The organism is Agarivorans sp. QJM3NY_29 (genome assembly GCF_050870835.2).
Taxonomy (GTDB): domain Bacteria; phylum Pseudomonadota; class Gammaproteobacteria; order Enterobacterales; family Celerinatantimonadaceae; genus Agarivorans.
Window position 1 is genome coordinate 1,228,460 of record NZ_CP194036.2, and the last position, 18,858, is coordinate 1,247,317.

20 protein-coding genes are annotated in these 18,858 nt (G+C 44.9%); 13 read left to right on the forward strand and 7 right to left on the reverse strand.

Going from position 1 to position 18,858, the window contains the following annotated elements; genetic code table 11:
* Nucleotides 1-28 precede the first annotated feature (28 nt).
* A complete protein-coding gene (locus ACRRS0_RS05610; RefSeq protein WP_432454180.1) occupies nucleotides 29-787 on the forward strand; it encodes a hypothetical protein in 759 nt (252 codons plus the stop codon).
* On the opposite strand, the gene ACRRS0_RS05615 is transcribed toward ACRRS0_RS05610, so the two are convergent.
* Nucleotides 773-1,708, reverse strand: a complete 936-nt coding sequence (locus ACRRS0_RS05615) for a pyridoxal-phosphate dependent enzyme (RefSeq protein ID WP_432454179.1) — start codon at nucleotides 1,706-1,708, stop codon at nucleotides 773-775. The genes ACRRS0_RS05610 and ACRRS0_RS05615 overlap by 15 nt on opposite strands.
* A 1,183-nt stretch (nucleotides 1,709-2,891) precedes the next feature.
* Here ACRRS0_RS05615 and ACRRS0_RS05620 point away from each other — a divergent pair.
* Complete coding sequence (locus tag ACRRS0_RS05620) at nucleotides 2,892-3,362, forward strand: methyltransferase family protein (protein WP_432454178.1); 471 nt, start codon at nucleotides 2,892-2,894, stop codon at nucleotides 3,360-3,362.
* Nucleotides 3,363-3,558: 196 nt separating this feature from the next.
* Complete coding sequence (locus ACRRS0_RS05625; RefSeq protein ID WP_432454177.1) at nucleotides 3,559-6,222, forward strand: family 14 glycosylhydrolase; 2,664 nt, start codon at nucleotides 3,559-3,561, stop codon at nucleotides 6,220-6,222.
* A gap of 16 nt (nucleotides 6,223-6,238) precedes the next feature.
* On the opposite strand, the gene ACRRS0_RS05630 is transcribed toward ACRRS0_RS05625, so the two are convergent.
* Both ACRRS0_RS05630 and ACRRS0_RS05635 read right to left on the reverse strand, forming a co-directional pair.
* Nucleotides 6,239-6,739: a GNAT family N-acetyltransferase gene (locus tag ACRRS0_RS05630; RefSeq protein WP_432454176.1), complete on the reverse strand. Its 501-nt coding sequence runs from the start codon at nucleotides 6,737-6,739 to the stop codon at nucleotides 6,239-6,241.
* A gap of 659 nt (nucleotides 6,740-7,398) precedes the next feature.
* Nucleotides 7,399-7,686, reverse strand: a complete 288-nt coding sequence (locus ACRRS0_RS05635) for a DUF6471 domain-containing protein (protein ID WP_432454175.1) — start codon at nucleotides 7,684-7,686, stop codon at nucleotides 7,399-7,401.
* Nucleotides 7,687-7,800: 114 nt separating this feature from the next.
* Here ACRRS0_RS05635 and ACRRS0_RS05640 point away from each other — a divergent pair, with 114 nt between their 5' ends.
* From ACRRS0_RS05640 to ACRRS0_RS05675, 8 genes are all read left to right on the forward strand, one after another.
* Nucleotides 7,801-8,205, forward strand: a complete 405-nt coding sequence (locus ACRRS0_RS05640) for a DUF2170 family protein (protein ID WP_432454174.1) — start codon at nucleotides 7,801-7,803, stop codon at nucleotides 8,203-8,205.
* On the forward strand, nucleotides 8,202-8,897 hold the full coding sequence (locus ACRRS0_RS05645) for a PspA/IM30 family protein (protein WP_432454173.1): 696 nt from the start codon (nucleotides 8,202-8,204) through the stop codon (nucleotides 8,895-8,897). The genes ACRRS0_RS05640 and ACRRS0_RS05645 overlap by 4 nt, the downstream gene beginning before the upstream one ends.
* Nucleotides 8,898-9,941, forward strand: coding sequence for an ion channel (locus tag ACRRS0_RS05650; protein WP_432454172.1), 1,044 nt, complete (start codon nucleotides 8,898-8,900; stop codon nucleotides 9,939-9,941).
* A gap of 5 nt (nucleotides 9,942-9,946) precedes the next feature.
* Nucleotides 9,947-10,594 (forward strand): YjfK family protein, encoded by a 648-nt coding sequence (locus ACRRS0_RS05655; RefSeq protein WP_432454171.1) that lies wholly within the window; start codon nucleotides 9,947-9,949, stop codon nucleotides 10,592-10,594.
* An 11-nt stretch (nucleotides 10,595-10,605) separates the two neighbouring features.
* The gene (locus ACRRS0_RS05660) at nucleotides 10,606-11,019 is read left to right on the forward strand and encodes a DUF350 domain-containing protein (protein WP_432454170.1); all 414 of its coding nucleotides are present in this window, start codon (nucleotides 10,606-10,608) and stop codon (nucleotides 11,017-11,019) included.
* Between the two features lie 8 nt (nucleotides 11,020-11,027).
* Complete coding sequence (locus ACRRS0_RS05665; protein WP_432454169.1) at nucleotides 11,028-11,627, forward strand: DUF1190 domain-containing protein; 600 nt, start codon at nucleotides 11,028-11,030, stop codon at nucleotides 11,625-11,627.
* Between the two features lie 2 nt (nucleotides 11,628-11,629).
* Nucleotides 11,630-12,796, forward strand: coding sequence for a glutathionylspermidine synthase family protein (locus tag ACRRS0_RS05670; RefSeq protein ID WP_432454168.1), 1,167 nt, complete (start codon nucleotides 11,630-11,632; stop codon nucleotides 12,794-12,796).
* A gap of 205 nt (nucleotides 12,797-13,001) precedes the next feature.
* Complete coding sequence (locus ACRRS0_RS05675; protein WP_432454167.1) at nucleotides 13,002-13,766, forward strand: exodeoxyribonuclease III; 765 nt, start codon at nucleotides 13,002-13,004, stop codon at nucleotides 13,764-13,766.
* Between the two features lie 385 nt (nucleotides 13,767-14,151).
* Here ACRRS0_RS05675 and ACRRS0_RS05680 read toward each other — a convergent pair whose 3' ends face one another.
* Genes ACRRS0_RS05680 through ACRRS0_RS05695 form a run of 4 tightly spaced genes read right to left on the reverse strand, consistent with a single transcriptional unit; the run spans nucleotide 14,152 to nucleotide 17,844 of the window.
* The gene (locus tag ACRRS0_RS05680; RefSeq protein ID WP_432454166.1) at nucleotides 14,152-15,507 is read right to left on the reverse strand and encodes an AmpG family muropeptide MFS transporter; all 1,356 of its coding nucleotides are present in this window, start codon (nucleotides 15,505-15,507) and stop codon (nucleotides 14,152-14,154) included.
* A gap of 30 nt (nucleotides 15,508-15,537) precedes the next feature.
* Nucleotides 15,538-16,116: a peptidylprolyl isomerase gene (locus ACRRS0_RS05685; protein WP_432454165.1), complete on the reverse strand. Its 579-nt coding sequence runs from the start codon at nucleotides 16,114-16,116 to the stop codon at nucleotides 15,538-15,540.
* The gene (locus ACRRS0_RS05690; RefSeq protein WP_432454164.1) at nucleotides 16,113-16,682 is read right to left on the reverse strand and encodes a YajG family lipoprotein; all 570 of its coding nucleotides are present in this window, start codon (nucleotides 16,680-16,682) and stop codon (nucleotides 16,113-16,115) included. Before ACRRS0_RS05690 ends, ACRRS0_RS05685 begins: the two co-directional genes overlap by 4 nt.
* Nucleotides 16,683-16,704: 22 nt before the next feature.
* The gene (locus ACRRS0_RS05695; protein ID WP_432454163.1) at nucleotides 16,705-17,844 is read right to left on the reverse strand and encodes a methyltransferase; all 1,140 of its coding nucleotides are present in this window, start codon (nucleotides 17,842-17,844) and stop codon (nucleotides 16,705-16,707) included.
* 82 nt (nucleotides 17,845-17,926) lie between these two features.
* Between ACRRS0_RS05695 and ACRRS0_RS05700 the strand changes: the two genes are divergently transcribed.
* Both ACRRS0_RS05700 and ACRRS0_RS05705 read left to right on the forward strand, forming a co-directional pair.
* Nucleotides 17,927-18,517 carry an alpha-ketoglutarate-dependent dioxygenase AlkB family protein gene (locus ACRRS0_RS05700; RefSeq protein WP_432454162.1) on the forward strand — a complete coding sequence of 197 codons (591 nt, stop codon included), beginning with the start codon at nucleotides 17,927-17,929 and terminating at the stop codon, nucleotides 18,515-18,517.
* Between the two features lie 3 nt (nucleotides 18,518-18,520).
* On the forward strand, nucleotides 18,521-18,823 hold the full coding sequence (locus tag ACRRS0_RS05705) for a BolA family protein (protein ID WP_432454161.1): 303 nt from the start codon (nucleotides 18,521-18,523) through the stop codon (nucleotides 18,821-18,823).
* Nucleotides 18,824-18,858: the final 35 nt, after the last annotated feature.

Below are 18,858 nucleotides of genomic sequence, written 5' to 3' on the forward strand. Positions count from 1 at the left end.
ATGACATGAGGGAAAAATAGGACTCAGCATGAAGCGAGTACTCACATACTGGATAGGCTTTTGCTGTGGTTTATTTAGTGGCGATAGTTCAACTGACGATTTGCTGGTTGGTAAAGTCTGTCCGGTAAGCTATCAGCAGCAAGCTTTGGGGATATTGGTGTTTTCTCAAGCTTGGTATCATAGTGGCCGACAGCAGGCTTCTTATGTCGCCCGTGATAATGCCACTGGCGTGGGGGTCGAGATCCATCTTTTCACCAACCGTTCAGGAGAACTCGAGCTAGAAAATCAGGCGAATTGTTCTCGTTATCGGATGTTGCAAGTGCGAACCACGAATCGGCGTTTACTCGCCGATGAACTTGGCTCTCAGGTCGATGCTCCTGCTCAGTTGTTAGAGCCTTTCTATGATACCGAGCCTCTTGAGTACGGTTATGGGGTGCATGCCACGCCACAAGATCACTTCGATAAACCTTGGCAAGGCCGACCTAAACGGGCCTCAACGCTTGCGATTTACGATACCCCTTTTGTCTCCGATGCGCTGGGTAAACTTGGTCAGAATATTGAGGTCGATTTTGAAACCTGCGTGGTATGCCAACGAGACGTAGGTTATGACAGTATATTGTCCTGTGGGCGCTGGGGTTATCAGCGCGAGTTTTTAGATGAGCGTAGCGGTTGGGCGGAACCGGAGTATAAAGAGGCGACCTGCCTTAACTTTCCCAGTATTGGTTTTAGGAAAACGGTAGATTTAGCTGAGCCTTTCGAGTATCAACATTGGCTAAATTGGCGTTAAGTCGGGATATTTTCGCTGGTATCTTGGCAGCATGCTTTGATTACCCAGTAAACCTCCTTGGTGGATGTACAGGGTTGGCGTTGTTTCTTCTTGTTTATCGAGAAAATCAATTAAGCACTGCCAGCCGATGGGATCGTAGAGCAAATCAAATTCAACTTGGCTTTGCTGTATCAAGGTTAGCCATAACTGGTAGAGTTGACGATACAACTTACCAAAATGGTAATTCTTTCGGCGTGGTAAAATCTGCGGATGACAGTTGCTGTCCGGGTTGAGTAGGCTAAATTGCTGGCTTAGGTAAGCCTCGTTCCCAACACAGGCACAGCTCAATACTTTGACTTTACTTTGGCGTTGGTGAAAATACTCACTCAAATATAAGGCGGTGGTGCCAGTGCCCGCTGGTAGCATAATGTTTAAATGGCTAATGTCTCGCTGAATCTGCCATTGCTCTATTTCTTGGCCGAGCAGTTGTACACCTTCTCGCGCATAGTGGCAACGGCCTCCTTCGGGGATCAATAGTTGATGATTTAATAAGGTTGGCTTTATTTGTCGTTGCATAAATGCGTCTAAATTACGTTGTTGTTGTCCGGTAATTTCGCTGACATCGATAATATTCGCACCGAGCGCCAGTGCCGCTTGATAATTACCACAGGGGTTTTGGCGAAGCTGTGAAGGAATATGATCGACGTAAAAATCGCATTGTAAGTCTTTGAGCTGGGCTAAGGCTGCTAATGAATATAAAGAATTTGCCTGCGCCGAACCGCTGCCCACGAGGTAAGTGATACCAGGTAGATCGTTAACTAAAAAATGGTAGAACTTGCGAGCTTTATTACCTGAAAACTGTGGATGAAGTAAATCATCACGTTTGAGATAAAAGTTATGGTCATTGAAGCGAAGTGACTGAATGGGTGAGGGATTAAACAACAGTTGGCCTTAATGAGCGCTATAAAACGATGGCTTAGTGTAACGTTTCACTGTTGGCAGCGAAATGGATTCTTGTTGCTCTCCTATAGAACTGTGGCAGATACTTTACGCGACTAGTTATTTTCAAGTTTATGTGAAATTATTGTGACGGATTGAGGTGAGTAAGAAGGATCTCAATGATGTGGTCGTGATCCCTTATTGATCAAGCTCGCTGCCCCGTATTTACGGCAAATTAATTTTTTTGTGGACGATGACAGAGTTCTAACAAATAAATGTAGAAGCCTTTGTTGAATTTTTTGGCCCTCGAGATAGTTACAGCTGGATTGGGGATAAAAAGCGATATATTCCACTGTATTTACAGCTTTTTACCAAACAGATTTTCCCACAAAAACAGTGCACAAAGCTGTGGATAAAATTCTACACGCTATAGAGAACGTGGCTTGTAGCCAATTGACTTTTTGCGTCAAGATTGTCACTTAAAATTAGTAAAAAATTCTTTTTTGATGCTTCTTTGTCAATCATCGTTGACATTTTTACGTTAGTCAAAATAAATACCAAAATTGAATATTTATTGACGGTTATTCTCCGTGGTAAATCTTTACCTTAGGAACAAATTACTTTTTAATTTGCTATTAAATTATTGATATTAATGTTCTTTTTTAGCATGCCTTGTGCTTTGCATTATGTTTTTTATCGGCTGTTCATCGAGAGTGAAGTGCTTAGCTCCCATGTTTGATTGTTGTCACAAGATTCACTTTCGATGCCTAATTCTTATTGAAGTTTGGAGTTTCATCAATTGGTTTGATAGCAGACTATTTTCGACTTAGTTGGAATTTTAGTTACCTAGTTTAGATAAATGTTAATAGCTTGAGCTTATGTGTATAAGTTTATCCAAATATGTTGATGTGACATCTAGAGCGGCCGTTTAGCGGTCGCGACTCATGATCGATATTCCTAAGGCGCAGCTGTTAGCAGACACTTACTTTGTTGCTTTTTTGTTGTAGCAGTAAGGATCATATAAGTAATACAAGATCCGAAAAGCAACTTGAATGCACCCGATAGCTTTGCGGCTAAGCATAACCACTATGATTTACTGTCGGGTATCCTAGAGTTTTAATGAGGATAAATACGATACGCTTTTTTTGCTGTAAAATTACAAAATGGATACATGTCTAAAGGGTCGATGATGAAACGTTTTCAGCTACTCATACCGCCACCAGTCTTGTTGGCTATCGCTGCTTCGCTTGCTTATGGTTTGGCGTATTTAAATACCTATTGGCTTGTTGCTCGCTTACCATACTGGCTAAATAGTTTACTGTGGCCTGTGGTGCTTTTAGCCTGCGTGGTGGGGGCAGTGAGTTTGCTTCCTTTTATGAAAAAACGGACGACGATTAATCCGCACCATCCGGAACGCAGCCGGCAGTTAATTATAGATGGATTATATCGATACAGTCGCAATCCGATGTACCTTAGCTTGTTGCTGTTATTAACTGCCTGGTGTTTTCATTTGCAGGCTTTGCTGAGTTTGCTGAGTATTTTGGTATTCGTATACTTGATTAATGAATTGCAGATCAAACCGGAGGAGGCTGTTCTCGACTCACATTTTGGTGAGCAATATCAACAATATTGCCGTAAGGTTCGCCGTTGGTTGTAGCTTTAAGGCCTTAATAAAACCGTTTGTTGTCGCTTATGCCGGGTGAATCACTTGGCAATTTGCAAGATTGGTTTACACTGATGAATATTGAAAATGTGATCTGGATCTCTTTTTTTTCAGCTGAAAAGCTTTGCAGACTTGCTGTTCAGCCGCTGACTAGGGATAACTAGCAAAGTTTTTTTAGAGTAAGCTAACAATGGCTAATCCAATTACAGCGCGCAAAGCTTGGGTAAAGGGATCTTTACCTTTGGCTGAGTATGCGGCTTCTTGTTCCGAGGTTCAGCTTCAGAACCTTTCTCCACAACTTTGCTCTTTGCGCCAAAATGGAATTGACGCTTTGGTTGTTCCTGTTCACTGGCGTTACATCGCCCCCTTTAGTGAACAACAGTTGTATCAGGCTGACTCTTGGCAAGCCTTACAGCGCCTGTCGAAACATTTGTTATCCCATGGCTTTAAACTGCAGTATCAATTGTTTTTCTCTTCGGATATCCAGCAAGATACCGAGCAGCGTCTCCCCGATTGGTTTTGGGGTTCGATGTTGGACCTGTTGCCCACGGAACTGAGTGCTGATGCAATTAAATATGTGAACCAATATGGTCGTGATAATACCCAAAGTCCCAGTTTATGGGCTGGCGAAGGTTTGCTCGAAATGTTTGCCAAGTGGATGCAATGTTTTGCTAAACATATGAGGGAATTTGCCCCCCATTGTCAGGCGATTTTGCTGGGGCTAGGACCGAATGGGGAGGCCTGTTTACCGTGGAGTGAGCGTGATGGCCAACCTGTATATCAAAGTTTTAGCCCAACGGCTTTGGCGGCACTAGCTGCAGATATGCAACAACAATATGGCGAGCAACAATCGTGGTTGAGTTTGTGGGAGTTAAATGAAGCACAAGATTGGCCGTCGCAACTCAGTGATAAATTAATTCGAAGTTACCAAAGTAAAACTAACAATACTTGTTTTAGAGAATTTAATCTTTGGTACGCTTCGCGTTGGCAAGCCTATGTGGCGAAGATGCTGGGGCAAGCGGAGCTTGTCTTCAATCAAGCTTGGGCGACTTGTCAGTTGAGTTTAACGCTCCCCATGCTTGAGTTAAGCGCGAGCGATCATCCTTGGCTGAGTTGCTTAAGTGGTTTAAATCCCTCGCCTTGGCAAGAGCGACAGCAGTTAGTAGATTATCAAACGGAACAGCTAGGCCGTTGGCAGAAACAGGCCAAAGGGCGGCTATTATTGATGGTGAGTGGCGCAGAGTCGAGTCATGCCACACGAGTCAATCAAACTTTGCTTGTGGCAATTCGTAGCCTAGCTATTCCAGCGTTGGTGCAAAATAGTCAACCGCAAGCGTTGGCCAGCCATCCGGGGTGGGATCAGCTGTACCATTCAGTATTGCATGGCAACAGCTTTGTGGGTTGGTTATTCAATGATATGTCTCAGCTTAACCAACAGGCAATTGTGAAAGGACGTTTGTCACAGCTTAACAAGTTTAAGTATCAAGAGGCCGAAACTAAGCAGCTTGGTAAAAAGCAATTTCGAGTGATGGGACCCTTGCACCTAAAAGTTGCCAATCAAAAGCAGATGCTTGAAGAAGAAAACTGGCAACAGTTTGAGGCGCAACTCCGTCAACTGCGCAGTATTGGCGTGACTGCTATTTCCACCGATATTTGGTGGGGCTTAGTTGAAGGTGATAAACCGGGTAAATTTGATTGGAGTTACTACGATCGGGTGGTTGCGCTGTTAAAACGTTTGGGTTTGCAGTGGGTGCCGATTTTGTCTTTCCACCAAGCGGGTGGGAATGTTAATGATGATTTTATGCAAGCAATCCCGCTGTGGTTATGGGGGCGTTTGTTAGAGAGTCATGATCAACTTAATTCGGTGCAAGACTTACAGTATGTGTCTGAAACCGGTGATGCCTCGATGGAATATGTATCGCTTTGGGCTGATGAATTTGTGATGCCCTATTATCAGCGATTTATGGAAGCGTTTAAGCAGAATTACATCAACAAAGCGGGTTTGATGGATGAAATCAACATCAGCTTAGGCCCCGCTGGGGAGTTACGCTATCCCAGCTATAACGCCCATGACTGGGGGAATTACCCAAATCGTGGAACCTTGCAATGTTATAGTCGCTTAGCAAAACAAGATTGGCTGGGTTACTTGAAGCAAAAATTTCATAGTATTTCGGCTTTAAACGCCAGTTTTGGTTTTACTCTGGAGCGTTTTGATGAGGCGACTATTCCTGATGCAGATTGGCTGTTTAGCCATAAGCGTTATATTCATAATGCTTGGGCGCGGGAGTTTTTAACTTGGTATCATCGTGCTTTAGTTGCTCATGGACGTCGCATTTTTGAGACTGCCTTGGCGGTATTTGCAGACGATTCTTTTGGCCAGGTGCCTGTGGGGATTAAGATCCCAGGGATCCACTGGGTGGTGAGTGATCCCAAGTTACCTCGTGCCGCCGAAATTACAGCAGGCCTGATTGCAGTGCACCCCACCTTAAGTCGTCACAACCAGCAAGAATATTTAGGTTTGCTGAAGGCCTTGCTACCGGAAGGTAAGCAGAATCGAGCCGCGATCCATTTCACCTGTTTGGAAATGATCAACAAGGATTACGAAGGCTATTCTCGCGCTGCCGATCTGGTGGATTGGATGGCTGATGCGGCGACTGAATGTCAGGTTTCCTTGATGGGGGAAAATGCCTTGGCTGGTGAACTGTACGGTGAACAAGGCTGGAAACAAATCGCGCGCGCACTGACTCGCTCGCCTGGATACGATGGCTTAACCTTATTACGGATGCAGAATTTCTTCGATGATGAGCCGACACCAATGAATCAGTTAAAAAAGCTGATTAACCGGATTTCTTAATTTCTGTTTGATTTGTTTAAGCGCAGTTGCGGTAGTGCCACTGCGCTTTTTTGGGAACGGCAGCCTGTGCTAAAAGCTGAGATGATTTGGCCAAGCTGAGGTAGTGCTGATGTCGCGTATAAGGACCAAAGGGTGCTGTCGTTTGGTAGCCATGCTTTTGATAAAATTGTATCGCTTGATGATTAACTTTGCGGGTTGCCAAATTAATTTGTTGATACCCAAACTCTACAGCGAGCTGTTCTAGCGCTTGTAACACGAGTGTCCCTGCACCCGCTTGATTAGAGAACAGGCGTTTAATTTCACATACGCCCGGTTGTAAATATCTAAATCCACCGCAAGCAATGGCTTGCTCCTGGTTTTTTACCAGTAAGAAGACGCCTGTGTGGTGATTAAATTCAGTTTCATCGAACTGTTCAACAGCTTGGTTACCGCTTAATTTAAGCAGCGAATCGGCAAGCGCGCTAATCAAGGTTTGACTCTCGGAACTGAAGGGATCTGCGCGGCAAATACTCAACATGGGGATAACTCACAGGGCACTCATGTCGCTAGTATTACCAACAATGATTGCAATTAGGTTAAAGCGAGGTGTTGATTGTTTTAACCGTAGATTTAGTTATACCAATCTAAGTCATTATCGGTTCATTCTCACTGGACTCCATCACCGTAAACTGCTTGATGTATCGAGTAATTAGAGCCACGAGTGACTGCTCTTCATGGCTCGTTATCGGCAGATTTATGCTGCACAATACATTGTTCGTATAATGAATCAGATTGCTATTCATCCCTCAATAACGCTTATTTATATCTAATAAACTATTGCGACGAACTTAAAAATCTAGTTGGCGTTGTTCTATAAAGTGGAGTTATGATCTGAGCTGAATGTTGGGTGCCACTGGCGGCCTTTATGTTTGGGCTCAGCCAGAAATTACGATGACTCCTTTTGCAACTCGCCTCACTTTGCAGACTGTGGTAAAGGTGGATAATACAGGTTCAACCTAGATTGGGCTGTGCCAATGTTAAGCTCTTGGTGGTAGCGAGTGTGCTTGTTATGCTTGCCCCGTTCTATTCGTTTTTGTATTTGCCGGCTTGCTGGTGTCGTTCATTCATCACTGGCTAACGCCTGGTTTGCCAAGTGATATAATCCGCTCATGTTGCGAGGCCAGAGCACGCCTTTGATCACTCGTCTAAACTCTTATCTTTGTGGCTAATAATATCGCGGAGTGCATGCTCGGGCATTTCGAGAATTTCCACTAATACGATAAATAAATCGGTTGGTAGGGTGCCCGCATACACCTTACTACGCAGGTTCCCTTCCTTCATTTCGATATCGCGCTTAGCCAGTTCATCGGATAAATATTTATATTGAACGCCTTTTAACTGCATCGCTGCACGAATATAACGCTTAATACTATCTTTATAAGGCTGCAAGGCTTGTCGATTTCTAATACTCTGTTCTGGGTTCATCGCGTTTGGTAACTCATTCTATTTTTATTTATCTGCAACGAATGTTAGTAAACGTTGACACAAGAGTCAAACTTGCTATATTTGTTAGCTATAACTAACACATAAGGAAAAATTATGTCGTGGGATTCAGCATCACTTGAATTACTCGCTAAAGCACATCCAGATTGGAGTGTTGATAGCGAAGGTGGTTGTTTGTGCATTAGTAATGATGAAGGTATCGATGCCTTTGCTTACATTGGTGAGCAACAAATGCTAATTGAAGTTGTTTTGTTTAGCTGCGATTCGGTGACCGATAGTGTGAAATTGAATGATTTGATTTTACGCACGCATCACCTGTTACCCTTGTCGGCCGTTGGCATTAAACGCATCGGTGATAAAGATTACTACACCGCATTTGGTGCCTTATCAACCCAAAGCGTTGATGCTGTCGTCATTGAAGAAATAGAAACCCTCTATTCGAATGTGAGTGAGTTTATCGAATTGTATAGTGAGTTTACCCAGCAGGAGATATCAGTATGAGCTTAAAACGTATTTGGAATGCCATTCGCGGTGCGACCAATGAAAGCTTAGAGGCTGTCGCAGATAGCCAATCAATGCGGATTTTGGACCAAGAGTTACGCGATGCTAAATCGGAGCTTGAAGCCTGCGATCGCAACCTCACCACCATTATGGCGAAACGTAAGTTAGCCCAAACCAAGGTTGAAAGTTTAAGCGCAGATATCGATACTTATACCAACCATGCGGTTGCGGCGAGTGAAAAAGGAGATGAAACCTTGGCGCTTGAGTGTGCCGAGCGGGTGTCTAATTTGGAAGTGCAATTAGCCACTGAACAAGAGATCTATAATAGTTACCTGAATACCGAAACGTCGCTTAAGAGCAATATCGCTAAAGCCAAGGCCAGCGTGAAACGTTTGGGGATCCAAATTGATCAGGTGAAGGCGACAGAGTCTTTACAAAAAGCTCAAGTTGCGGGATCTTCACATCATGTGGGTGCGAATTCTAAAGTGAAAACTGCACTTGACAGTTTAGAGCGGATAAAAGAGAAACAAGCGCTGCGCAGTGCCGAGCTTTCTGCCGCTGAGGAGCTGGCCGCCGAAGATAGTGGTAGTAACTTAGACGAGCGACTCAAACAAGCGGGCATTGAACCTGGCGGTCAATCCACCGGTAGTGATAAACTCAAGCAGATATTGGCCCAAAAAAAGGCAAAATAAGTGCTGCTATATAAAGTGCGCCGATTATTTTCGGCGCTTTTTTTTCGTGCTAACGGCACCGCAATAGCCATCTCAGTGCTATTGTATGTTCTCATTTCTTATTACAGCTTAATGCTGGTAGGCGAACGCGCCTTAGTTCATAGTGAAACCTTTCTATATTGGATAGTGGTGACTGCATCGACTGTTGGCTACGGCGATTTTGGGCCCAGTACGCCACTGGGACGTTTAATTGTCAGCTTGTGGGTTATTCCAATTGGGATCAGTATCTTTGCGGTGGTGATTACCAAAGTCGGTTTTGTGATCAATGATATTTACACTAGAGGGGCACGAGGGAAACGCATGTTGAAACTCTCCAATCATACTGTGATTATTGGCTGGAATGGCGCCAGAACATTGCGCCTAGTCGAGCTACTCACTGCTGCGACCAATGATTCTACAGAGACCGTGTTGCTCTGTGTCGACAGCGATATAGAGAATCCTTTGCCCGGTAAGATTGAGTTTGTGCAGGTTGACTCTTTTTCTCATGCTGAGACCATGGCTCGTACTAATCTTGCCCAGGCGAGCAGAATTATTATTGATACTGAGCAAGACGATGTGACGCTGACCTGCGCGCTCTATTGTGCCAAGCTCAATCCGCAGTGTCACAAGACGGCCTACTTACAAGACCCTACCATTGCTGAACTATTGCTCAGCCATTGCCCTCGGGTTGAAGTGATCCCATCGGTTACTGTGGAAATGTTAGCCCGCTCGGCGATGGATCCCGGTTCGGCTCAGGTTCATCAACAGTTACTTGATACTACCCACGGAATGACCCAATATGCTGTGCACTATATGGACTCATCTTCGCTGCCATTTTCCGATGTCTTCCAGCATTTTAAAGAAAACTTACAGGCCACCATTATTGGTTTAAAAGTGGCTGGTAGTCAGCACTTACAACTGAACCCGAGTTTGGATACCACGCTCAACCAAGGAGATGCCTTGTATTATATTGCGGCGCGGCGCTTAAACTCTGATGAGTGTTTTAATTCACCGAAGATAGGATAGTTGCTATGTTTAAGTCTTTGTTTAGTCGACATAAGCCTGAACCTGACAAATATGCAGGGACCCCCGCCATTATGGGGCTTAAGTTGGGTGGCAGTTTTGAACTGGACGCGCTGGCACTGAAGTTAGTGATGGCCGATATGGTGGTGAGTCAGGTCGCTCCCACTCAAATTATTCAATCGGCAGGCATTGTCGACTTAGATGATACGACCATCTATCGTTTTTACACCGATGATGAAGGTTTCTTGCAAGTGGTAGCCAATGGTGAAGGTGAAGAAAATGTGGTGGATGTGAAAATGTTTCATTACTACGATACCCTCGATGTGGCTAATCAAAGCGAATGGGATCGTTTGCTGAAGCAGGAAATTGGCGCAAACACTTATCAGTTGGAAGGACATACATATCATCGGGTATGGACCTCGACCACCGATTATCATAATCCGGTACATATGGAAGAGAAGACCTATCAGGATAATATGGACTTTTCCAGCACCGACCAGTTTACTATGCTATTTGAGCGTGAATTGCCTAGCGGTGAAATGGAATCGCTGTTTCTATCGGCCGAAGAGGTGCTGAACAATAACGCTTTGGAACGCTGCCTGGTGATTAGCACCGGCATGACGATTTCACCAACCCAAATTACTATTCACGGATAAAGGACCAGAACATGGAATCATCGGAACTATTACTCGCCGTCGCAAATTTTGCGATTTACTTTATCGCATCTATTGTTTTCTTGATGTTATTTAAGGTGATTTATGTGCGTGTAACGCCGCATGACGAGTGGGCGCTGATTAAGGAGGGCAAAAATACCAGTGCTGCCATCGCCTTTGGTGGGGCTGTTTTAGGTTTTGCTTTAGCTTTAGCGGGCGCTGCCAGTAACTCTATTTCTTTTGTTGATTATGCGCTGTGGGGACTCATTGCCTTAGTGGCACAAATTGCCGCTTTTGTGATTGTGCGTTTTGTATTTATCCCTGGCATTGTGTCGCGAATAGAAGCCAACGAAGTCAGTGCTGGGATCATGTTAGCCGCGACCAGTGTGTCGGTAGGATTATTAAATGCAGCTTGCATGACCTACTAGGAGGCGCTATGAAACGTTCTAAGTTTATTAACTTATCGGCAATGCGCAAACTCCCTGTTAGCGCTCCTTCATTTATAGTGAAACCTCTAGTCGTGGCGGTGTCGGCAGCCATGTTGAGTGCCTGTTCTGAGCCTCAAGAAGATGCGATTGTGATTGAGTCCATCGATGATTGTGTTACTAAAACGACCTTTAACGAGCAACAATGTGCAGCGGTCTATCGTAATGCGGAGTTAGAAGCCGAGCGAACTGCACCTAAGTATAGTAGCCGCCAAGACTGTGAAGAAAGCTTTGGTTATGACGGTTGTCGAGCTAGCAGTAGCGGTTTCTTCATGCCGTTGATGTACGGCTATTTATTTGGCCGGATGATGGATCCCAGCCGCCCATCCTCGGTGTATAAATATAATCAGCCGGGGTCATCCTATCGCGATTCGATTATCACTGCCGATGGTTCGGTGATTGGTAAAGCTGGCCAGAGAAACTATAAAGTAGGACAGTCGGCTTATAAGAGTAAACCGACTGTAACCAAAACCGTCTCTCGTGGCGGCTTCGGGGCGAAGGCCTCGGCGAAGTCTTCCTGGGGGGGCTCTAAATCGAGCTGGGGTGGTTAAGGGTGCTACGCGTTCCCACCGGTGAACGACCGCATTGGCAGCAACAAGCCAAAGAATATGGCTTTAACTACCACACCATGTATGGTGACAAGTATTGGGATGAGTCGGCCTATTATCAATTCACCCTTGAGCAAGTTGAGCGTGGTATCGAAGCGCCCACCGAAGCTATCCACCAAATGTGCCTTGAAGTCGTCGCGAAGGTGGTTCACGATGAACAGTTAATGCGGCGTTTTTGTATACCTGAAAAGCACTGGGATTTCGTTCGACAATCCTGGTTAAAAGGCGATCCCTGTTTATATTCGCGACTAGATTTTTGCTACGACGGTAAAGGCGACGCGAAGTTATACGAGAACAATGCCGACACGCCAACCTCGGTATACGAGACTGGCTTTTGGCAATGGTTGTGGCTTAAAGACAAGGTTGATCATGGGCAATTGAACCCAAATAGTGATCAGTTTAATAGCCTTCAGGAAAAGTTGGTTAACCGCTTTAGTGATTTACAATACTTAACGCCCGATCGGGTATTGCATTTTTCCTGTTGTAAAGACACTGATGAAGATCGAGGCACGGTGCAATATTTAGAAGACTGCGCCATTGCCGCAGGCCTTGAGACCAAGTTTGTATTTGTCGAAGATATTGGCATGGATAGGGAGCAGCGCTTTACTAATCTTGATGATGAGGTAATCAGCTGGATGTTTAAGCTCTATCCTTGGGAATTTATGTTAGATGAGCAATTTGGTGAGCATCTCGGGCAACAAAATATTCGTTGGTTGGAACCGCCTTGGAAAAGCATTCTGTCGAATAAAGCCCTGTTGCCGATGTTGTGGAAGATGTTCCCCGGCCACCCCAATCTACTCCCGGCTTTTTTTGAAGATGAAGTGAAACAGGCGAATTTCAGTAAGGGCATGGTGAAAAAACCAATTTTTTCTCGTGAAGGCTCAAATATATCCATCTTGCATGGCGACGCTGAAATAGAGCATACGCCAGGTCCCTATGGGGAAGAGGGTTATATTTATCAGGCGCTGCACCAGTTACCTAAATTTGCTGAAAATTACACTTTAATTGGTAGTTGGCTGGTAGATGATCAGGCTGCAGGCATGTCGATCCGAGAAGATAGCAGCTTAGTTACCCAAGACATGAGTCGTTATCTGCCGCATATTATTTTATAAATTGAGGCGCGCATTGCAAGCACGCCTGCTTGGTGAGTTGATTCGCCAAGCCAAACCTCTGCACGGCTTTTATATGTACCTAAGCCGTGTTTATTTTAAGGTTTTTTAGCCTGAGTTAAGCCTGCTACAATAAAGCTCTTATTTGATTCAGTGTCGCCTGTAGGCGTTGTTGAAAACCACTTTTAATTATCTAAAGGAAGGGCGAATGCGCTTAGTTTCGTGGAATGTGAATGGGATCAGGGCGGTGATGAAAAAGGACTTTATGTCCTTTTTCGAGGCGATGCAAACCGATGTCTTGTGTTTACAAGAAACCAAGGCCCAAGACGATCAAGTATTGGCCGCTCTGGAATCCTTGCAAGGCTATCATATTTACAGTAACTCGGCGGTGAAAAAAGGCTACTCTGGTACTGCGATTCTGAGTAAAGAAAAACCGCTTGCTGTTGAATACGACATGGGGATTGAAGAACACGACCAAGAAGGTCGGGTGATTGCAGCCGAATACCAAGAGTTCATTCTGGTTACTGTATATACACCCAATTCGGGCAGCGAATTAAAGCGTTTAGATTATCGCCAACAGTGGGATGCGGACTTTTTAAGCTACTTGAAGAGCCTCGAAGCGCGTAAGCCCGTGTTAGTTTGCGGTGACTTAAATGTGGCCCACAAAGACATCGATTTGGCTCGGCCCAAGCCAAATTACAATAAAAGTGCTGGTTATATGCAGGCCGAGATCGATGGCATTGATAATTTAACTGCCGCAGGTTTTGTCGATACCTTCCGCCTGAAGAAGCAAGATGAAGTTAAATACAGCTGGTGGAGCTATCGAGCTGGTGCTCGTGGCCGTAACATTGGCTGGAGAATTGATTACTTCCTTGTCTCTGAGGCTTTTGCTGATAAGGTGAGTGATGCCGATATTCTTAATGAGGTGATGGGCTCCGATCATTGTCCTGTGCAGGTTGATTTAGCCCTATAATTTCCCGAGCTAGAACCGATGGTGAGTGAGTCTTTGCTTCCATCGGTCGGCTTGCATTTTGGTGCAACATTCCGCTTTGTCTTAAATTTACATTCGCCACTAAAGGTCAACACTTTCTCATCTTGGAGCTAGCCCGCCTACCGCTTTTGGGTTGGATACCATCGACGCAATTTGGGGCGCATCTTATTATAGGATCTAGTCGGTAGTCCTTATGGGGATGCCCATACCAAGCTAACTCATCATCTGTTGATTCTTACTGGCCTAAATCAGCACGAACTGTGTTATGTATCTTGTAATTAGAGCCACTAGTTACTGTACTTCATACTTGGTTCTTGGCAGATTTATTCGGCGTAATAAGCTGATCATATTATCTATCAGATTGGTATTAGTGTTTGCTGTCGTGATTATCTTGCAATATCCGTCCAAAATAACCGCGTAGGCTAATCAGCATGATGAGGCTCGGCACGACCATTATAGCTGTGAGAACAAAGAACAGTGGCCAAGAGTTGAGCATATCGGCCAGCGAGCCACTGAAGGAGGCGAGGGTGGTTCGGCCTAGGTTACCTAAAGAGGCGAGCAGCGCATATTGAGTGGCTGAAAAAGCTTGGCCAGTTAATGTGGTTAAAAACGAGACAAAGGCGACGGTGGCAAAGGCACTGGTAAAGTTGTCGACGATGATGGTGGCCAAAAACAACTGCTCGTCTGGACCCGTAGAGGCTATCCAGGCAAACATTAAGTTGCTGCTTGCCATCGCAACGCCGCCTAACATGAGTCCTTTTATCACGCCAAAACGCACGTTGAAGGCACTACCGACTAAAGTAAATAATACCGTTGCCCCCCAACCAATGAGTTTAGAGTAATGACCAATTTGCTCATTACTAAAGCCAATTTCCCGATAGAAGGGGATCGACATGCGCCCTAAAAACGCTTCGCCAATTTTAAATAGAAAAACAAACATCAGTAGGGTGATCGCAACTCGCACGCCGTTGCGACGAAAGAAGTCGATAAACGGTTCGGCCACGGTCACCGTGAGCCACGCGACAATCGGTGAATGGGTACCAAGATACTGGGCGTGCCGTTGTTCCGCTTGTTGTTGCAGAGCATCCCGATCGGTGATGGGTTCTTTAACCAACAGGGTAAATAACATGAGCAACGCTACGATGCCACACATCCCTAAATAGACACCATTCCAACCAATAGCATCGGCGTTAATAAACGCTAAGTATCCGGGAAGTGAATATCCTGTCCACCAACCGATGACCGCCATGGCCGAGGCTTGGGGCAAGCGATGCGAATCGGCTTTGCTAAAACTATCGATGCGAAAGGCATCGATAGCGATGTCTTGGGTAGCAGAAGCCGTGGCGATACACAGGGCTAGCATCGATGTGACCATTAAACTATTGGCTGGGTTAAACTTTGCGATAGCAAAGGTGCATATCAAGACGATAGCTTGACAGCAAAAAATCCAACTTCGGCGTTGGCCAAGCCAGCGATGAAATAGTGGCAATTTAACTCGGTCGACTAAGGGCGCCCATAGAAAGTTAATGGCATAAACAATGAACACCGAGCCAAAGTAGCCGATGGCAGAACGGGTGAGTCCTGCATCAGTGAGCCAGCCAGACATGTTTGAGCCAATCAGGACCCAAGGAAAACCGCTGGCACAACCGAGCATAAATACCCATAGCAGTCGTTTATCTAAATAAGAACGAAAGGTCTGTGACCAAGTTGGCGATGAGTTCATTTACTGCTCAGTTGTGTTGTAACAGAATTATTAAGGTTGAGATGGGTCTATTAATACCACGTCTTCGATGATCACTTTCTGGACTGGTACGTTACGCATCCCTGGGACGGGACCAGTTTTTGTGGGTTGATTGACTATCTTATCGATGACATCCATACCAGAAATGACTTCGGCAAATACCGCATAACCGAATTTTTTAGGGCTGCCATCGAGGTAGGGGTTATCAACAACATTGACAAAAAACTGGCGGGTTGCGCTATTGGGATCATTGGTTCGTGCCATCGCTACGGTGCCACGCTTGTTGTTTAAGCCATTTTTAGATTCATTTTCGATGGGTTTGTAGCTATCGACTTCTTCATAATTAATAGAGTAGCCGCCTGCTTGTACCATAAAGCCGGGAATGGTGCGGTGAAACAAAGTGCCTTTATAGCTACCGTCTTCGACATAACGTAAAAAGTTGGCCACGGTTTTTGGGGCTTGTTGTGGTTTGAGCTGTAATTGGAATTCACCGAGATTAGTCACAAACTTTACTGTTTGCGCCCAGCTGGCGACGCTGAAAAGTGCCAGACTGATGGTGAACAGGGTATTGCGGAAAAAACGCCAATTCATGGTTGATACTCCATTACTTCTATTAGTTGTGGGTCACTTGCGATTTCAGCTAATAACTCAGAAAGTTGTTGATTCATTGCCTCGGCTTGTTTATTTACATCTACTTTAAAGGCGCCTTCATTGGTATGAATTGAGCGAAATTCCTTATCTAAAGTTTTAGTCGGGGTGTCTACGGTCACTTTGATGCGTATGGTCGTGCTGGCACTGTATTTTACGCTCCCTTGCTCAACACGAGAGGCGAGTTCGTTAATATCTACCCGGATTGTGTTGGGTGAGGCGGGGACAAACCCCAGGCCTTGTTGCTGCCAAGCTGCGCTAAGCTGCTGCTCAATGGACGAACGTAAATTGCTGCCACTGGCAATTAGTTCGGCTTGCTCTTGATCACCGTGATGAATGCTGATTAAAAATCGATTTGGGCGTAAATCTTGGGAATGAATCGCCGCAATAATGGAATGCTGGGTGACATCGCTCAGTTGTACCTGTGGATTTAACTGCACTTGTTGTGGTCGACTACTACAAGCGCTTAAGCCGAATAGTAATATCACCAATGTAAATAGATTCTTCAAGTGGTTCACCTTTTCTGGTTAATTAACGTTTCGTGCAACCGAGGATAACAAATTTGTTATTGCTCGCCAGCAACTTATAGCCACCAAAGTAAGATTTTAATAGTGCTTGGTAGCTCAAATGGCGATTTGCGACGACGGCGAGCATGCCATTGCTACGTAAACAGCGTTTGGCGTCGCGAAACATTTGCCGAGCAATATGAGTAGAAATGGTGTTTTGTTGATGGAAGGGCGGATTACATAATACCAGATCCGCAGAGTTGTCGGCTTGATGTTCTAAAGCGTTATCATGAATAAACTCACATCGATTAAGCGCCTCAGGATGATTCAGTTGTACGTTATTTTTTGCTGAGGCCAAAGCCATCAGTGATTCGTCGGCAAAGGTGACCGAGGCCTCGGGGTAGAGTTCTAGGGCTCTTAAGCCGAGTAGACCATTTCCACAGCCTAAATCGACAACGCTGGCAAACTCACCTCGCGGCAAATGTTGTAGCATGAAGCGGGTACCAATGTCGAATTTGGCGAAACAAAATACGTTGGCGTGATCATTCAGTTGCCACTGGTATTCCTCTATCGTCCAAGCTTTGGGATAGCGAGAGCTCGAGCACTTACCTTGATAGTGACTAAATAGGAGGCGGGCCTTCTTTTTCGCTAACGAGGTGTTCACTTCACCGAGATGTTTTTCAAACAGATTAAACACCGATTTGGGCAATCCTTTGAGCATCACGCCACAAACCAGTAAGCTTGCGTTATTCATGGCATTTTGTAGTGCAATGAGCTGGTGTTCCAGATAGTTTAAGCTCTTGGGTAAACGCATTAGGACTAAGTCAGCTTGAGGCATGACATCGATGCTACTAATTATATTTATGCTTTCCCCATTAAGCTGATTAGCTTGAATATTTTGCGCTAAAGCTTGCTGGGCGATAAAGGAGTCACTCAACCAAGTGATTTGGCAATGGCGTAAATTAGGGTGAGCCAAGAGTGCGCAGGCTAGGCCGCCAAATTCATCGTTGAGCAGCAAAATATGTTGAAGGTTTGTACTAAGCTCAAAGGCATACTCTAACAATAATTCGTCAGCAGCGTTCCAAGCGCGTAGCTCATCAGCAGACTGTTTTGGGTAACGAGCTAAGTTTAACTCTACGGGAGCGATGATGAGTTGTTGATGCATATTGGAATGGTAGCGTGCTGGCCTTGAATCGTGCCAGCAGTGTATCTAAGTTAATGGCTAAACGAAAGGCGCAGAAAAGGTCGTGAATCAGTTGTCAGATGAGATTATTCTTTATAAGCATTGGTTAAGTCCGGCAAATGTGGATAGATTGTTCCAATCTTTGCTTGCAGAATTGCCCTGGCAACAGCATCAAATTCGTTTATTTGGGAAGACTTGTTTGGAGCCCCGATTGTCGGTTTGGTTAGGTGATGCGGAGGCGGCGTATCGCTATTCTGGAGAATGGCGACAACCTTTGACTTGGCCTGAATTTTTAATACCAATAAAGGCTGCATTGCAGCAGCATACAGGGCAGCGTTTTAATAGTGCTTTGGTGAATTTATACCGTGACGGTCACGACTATATGGGCTGGCATAGTGATAATGAAGCCCAATTAGGTCTACGACCGATTATCGCTTCATTAAGCTTAGGCGCGTCCCGGCGTTTTGTTTTCCGTGACAAATCCACCAGATCTAAGCTGCAGTATCTGCTTGGATCTGGTGATTTATTATTGATGAATGGTTTGTCTCAACAGCAGTGGCAACATAGTTTGCCAAAAGCGCTTAAAGTAAAACAGCCGAGGATCAATTTAACCTTTCGTTATACAATGCCAACAATTGAATCTATGAAGGAATAGAAGATGCGGGTTGAAACACAAGTTAGCGAGAAATTAAAGCAGCATTTTTCACCTGAGTACTTAGCGGTGGTTAACGAGAGCCATATGCACAATGTGCCCGCAGGCTCTGAAAGTCATTTCAAAGTCACGATTGTTAGTGAACTATTTCAAGAAAAAACTCGTATTCAGTGTCACCGAGAGGTTAATAAAGTTCTTGCTGAGGAACTAAAGCAAGATATTCATGCTTTAGCAATCCACGTATTTACCCCCGAACGATGGGATAAACAACAGCAAGTGCCAGTATCACCAAACTGTCGTGGTGGTTAATCGTTCTGCACGAAGCGTTGCTTAAACACATGAGC

What these genes read in the sequence shown, in the direction of transcription:
- ACRRS0_RS05610 (WP_432454180.1), top strand. Translation starts at nt 29, where the DNA reads ATGAAGCGAGTACTCACATACTGGATAGGCTTTTGCTGTGGTTTATTT.
- ACRRS0_RS05620 (WP_432454178.1), top strand. Translation starts at nt 2,892, where the DNA reads ATGATGAAACGTTTTCAGCTACTCATACCGCCACCAGTCTTGTTGGCT.
- ACRRS0_RS05625 (WP_432454177.1), top strand. Translation starts at nt 3,559, where the DNA reads ATGGCTAATCCAATTACAGCGCGCAAAGCTTGGGTAAAGGGATCTTTA.
- ACRRS0_RS05630 (WP_432454176.1), bottom strand. Translation starts at nt 6,739, where the DNA reads ATGTTGAGTATTTGCCGCGCAGATCCCTTCAGTTCCGAGAGTCAAACC.
- ACRRS0_RS05635 (WP_432454175.1), bottom strand. Translation starts at nt 7,686, where the DNA reads ATGAACCCAGAACAGAGTATTAGAAATCGACAAGCCTTGCAGCCTTAT.
- ACRRS0_RS05640 (WP_432454174.1), top strand. Translation starts at nt 7,801, where the DNA reads ATGTCGTGGGATTCAGCATCACTTGAATTACTCGCTAAAGCACATCCA.
- ACRRS0_RS05645 (WP_432454173.1), top strand. Translation starts at nt 8,202, where the DNA reads ATGAGCTTAAAACGTATTTGGAATGCCATTCGCGGTGCGACCAATGAA.
- ACRRS0_RS05655 (WP_432454171.1), top strand. Translation starts at nt 9,947, where the DNA reads ATGTTTAAGTCTTTGTTTAGTCGACATAAGCCTGAACCTGACAAATAT.
- ACRRS0_RS05660 (WP_432454170.1), top strand. Translation starts at nt 10,606, where the DNA reads ATGGAATCATCGGAACTATTACTCGCCGTCGCAAATTTTGCGATTTAC.
- ACRRS0_RS05665 (WP_432454169.1), top strand. Translation starts at nt 11,028, where the DNA reads ATGAAACGTTCTAAGTTTATTAACTTATCGGCAATGCGCAAACTCCCT.
- ACRRS0_RS05675 (WP_432454167.1), top strand. Translation starts at nt 13,002, where the DNA reads ATGCGCTTAGTTTCGTGGAATGTGAATGGGATCAGGGCGGTGATGAAA.
- ACRRS0_RS05680 (WP_432454166.1), bottom strand. Translation starts at nt 15,507, where the DNA reads ATGAACTCATCGCCAACTTGGTCACAGACCTTTCGTTCTTATTTAGAT.
- ACRRS0_RS05685 (WP_432454165.1), bottom strand. Translation starts at nt 16,116, where the DNA reads ATGAATTGGCGTTTTTTCCGCAATACCCTGTTCACCATCAGTCTGGCA.
- ACRRS0_RS05695 (WP_432454163.1), bottom strand. Translation starts at nt 17,844, where the DNA reads ATGCATCAACAACTCATCATCGCTCCCGTAGAGTTAAACTTAGCTCGT.
- ACRRS0_RS05705 (WP_432454161.1), top strand. Translation starts at nt 18,521, where the DNA reads ATGCGGGTTGAAACACAAGTTAGCGAGAAATTAAAGCAGCATTTTTCA.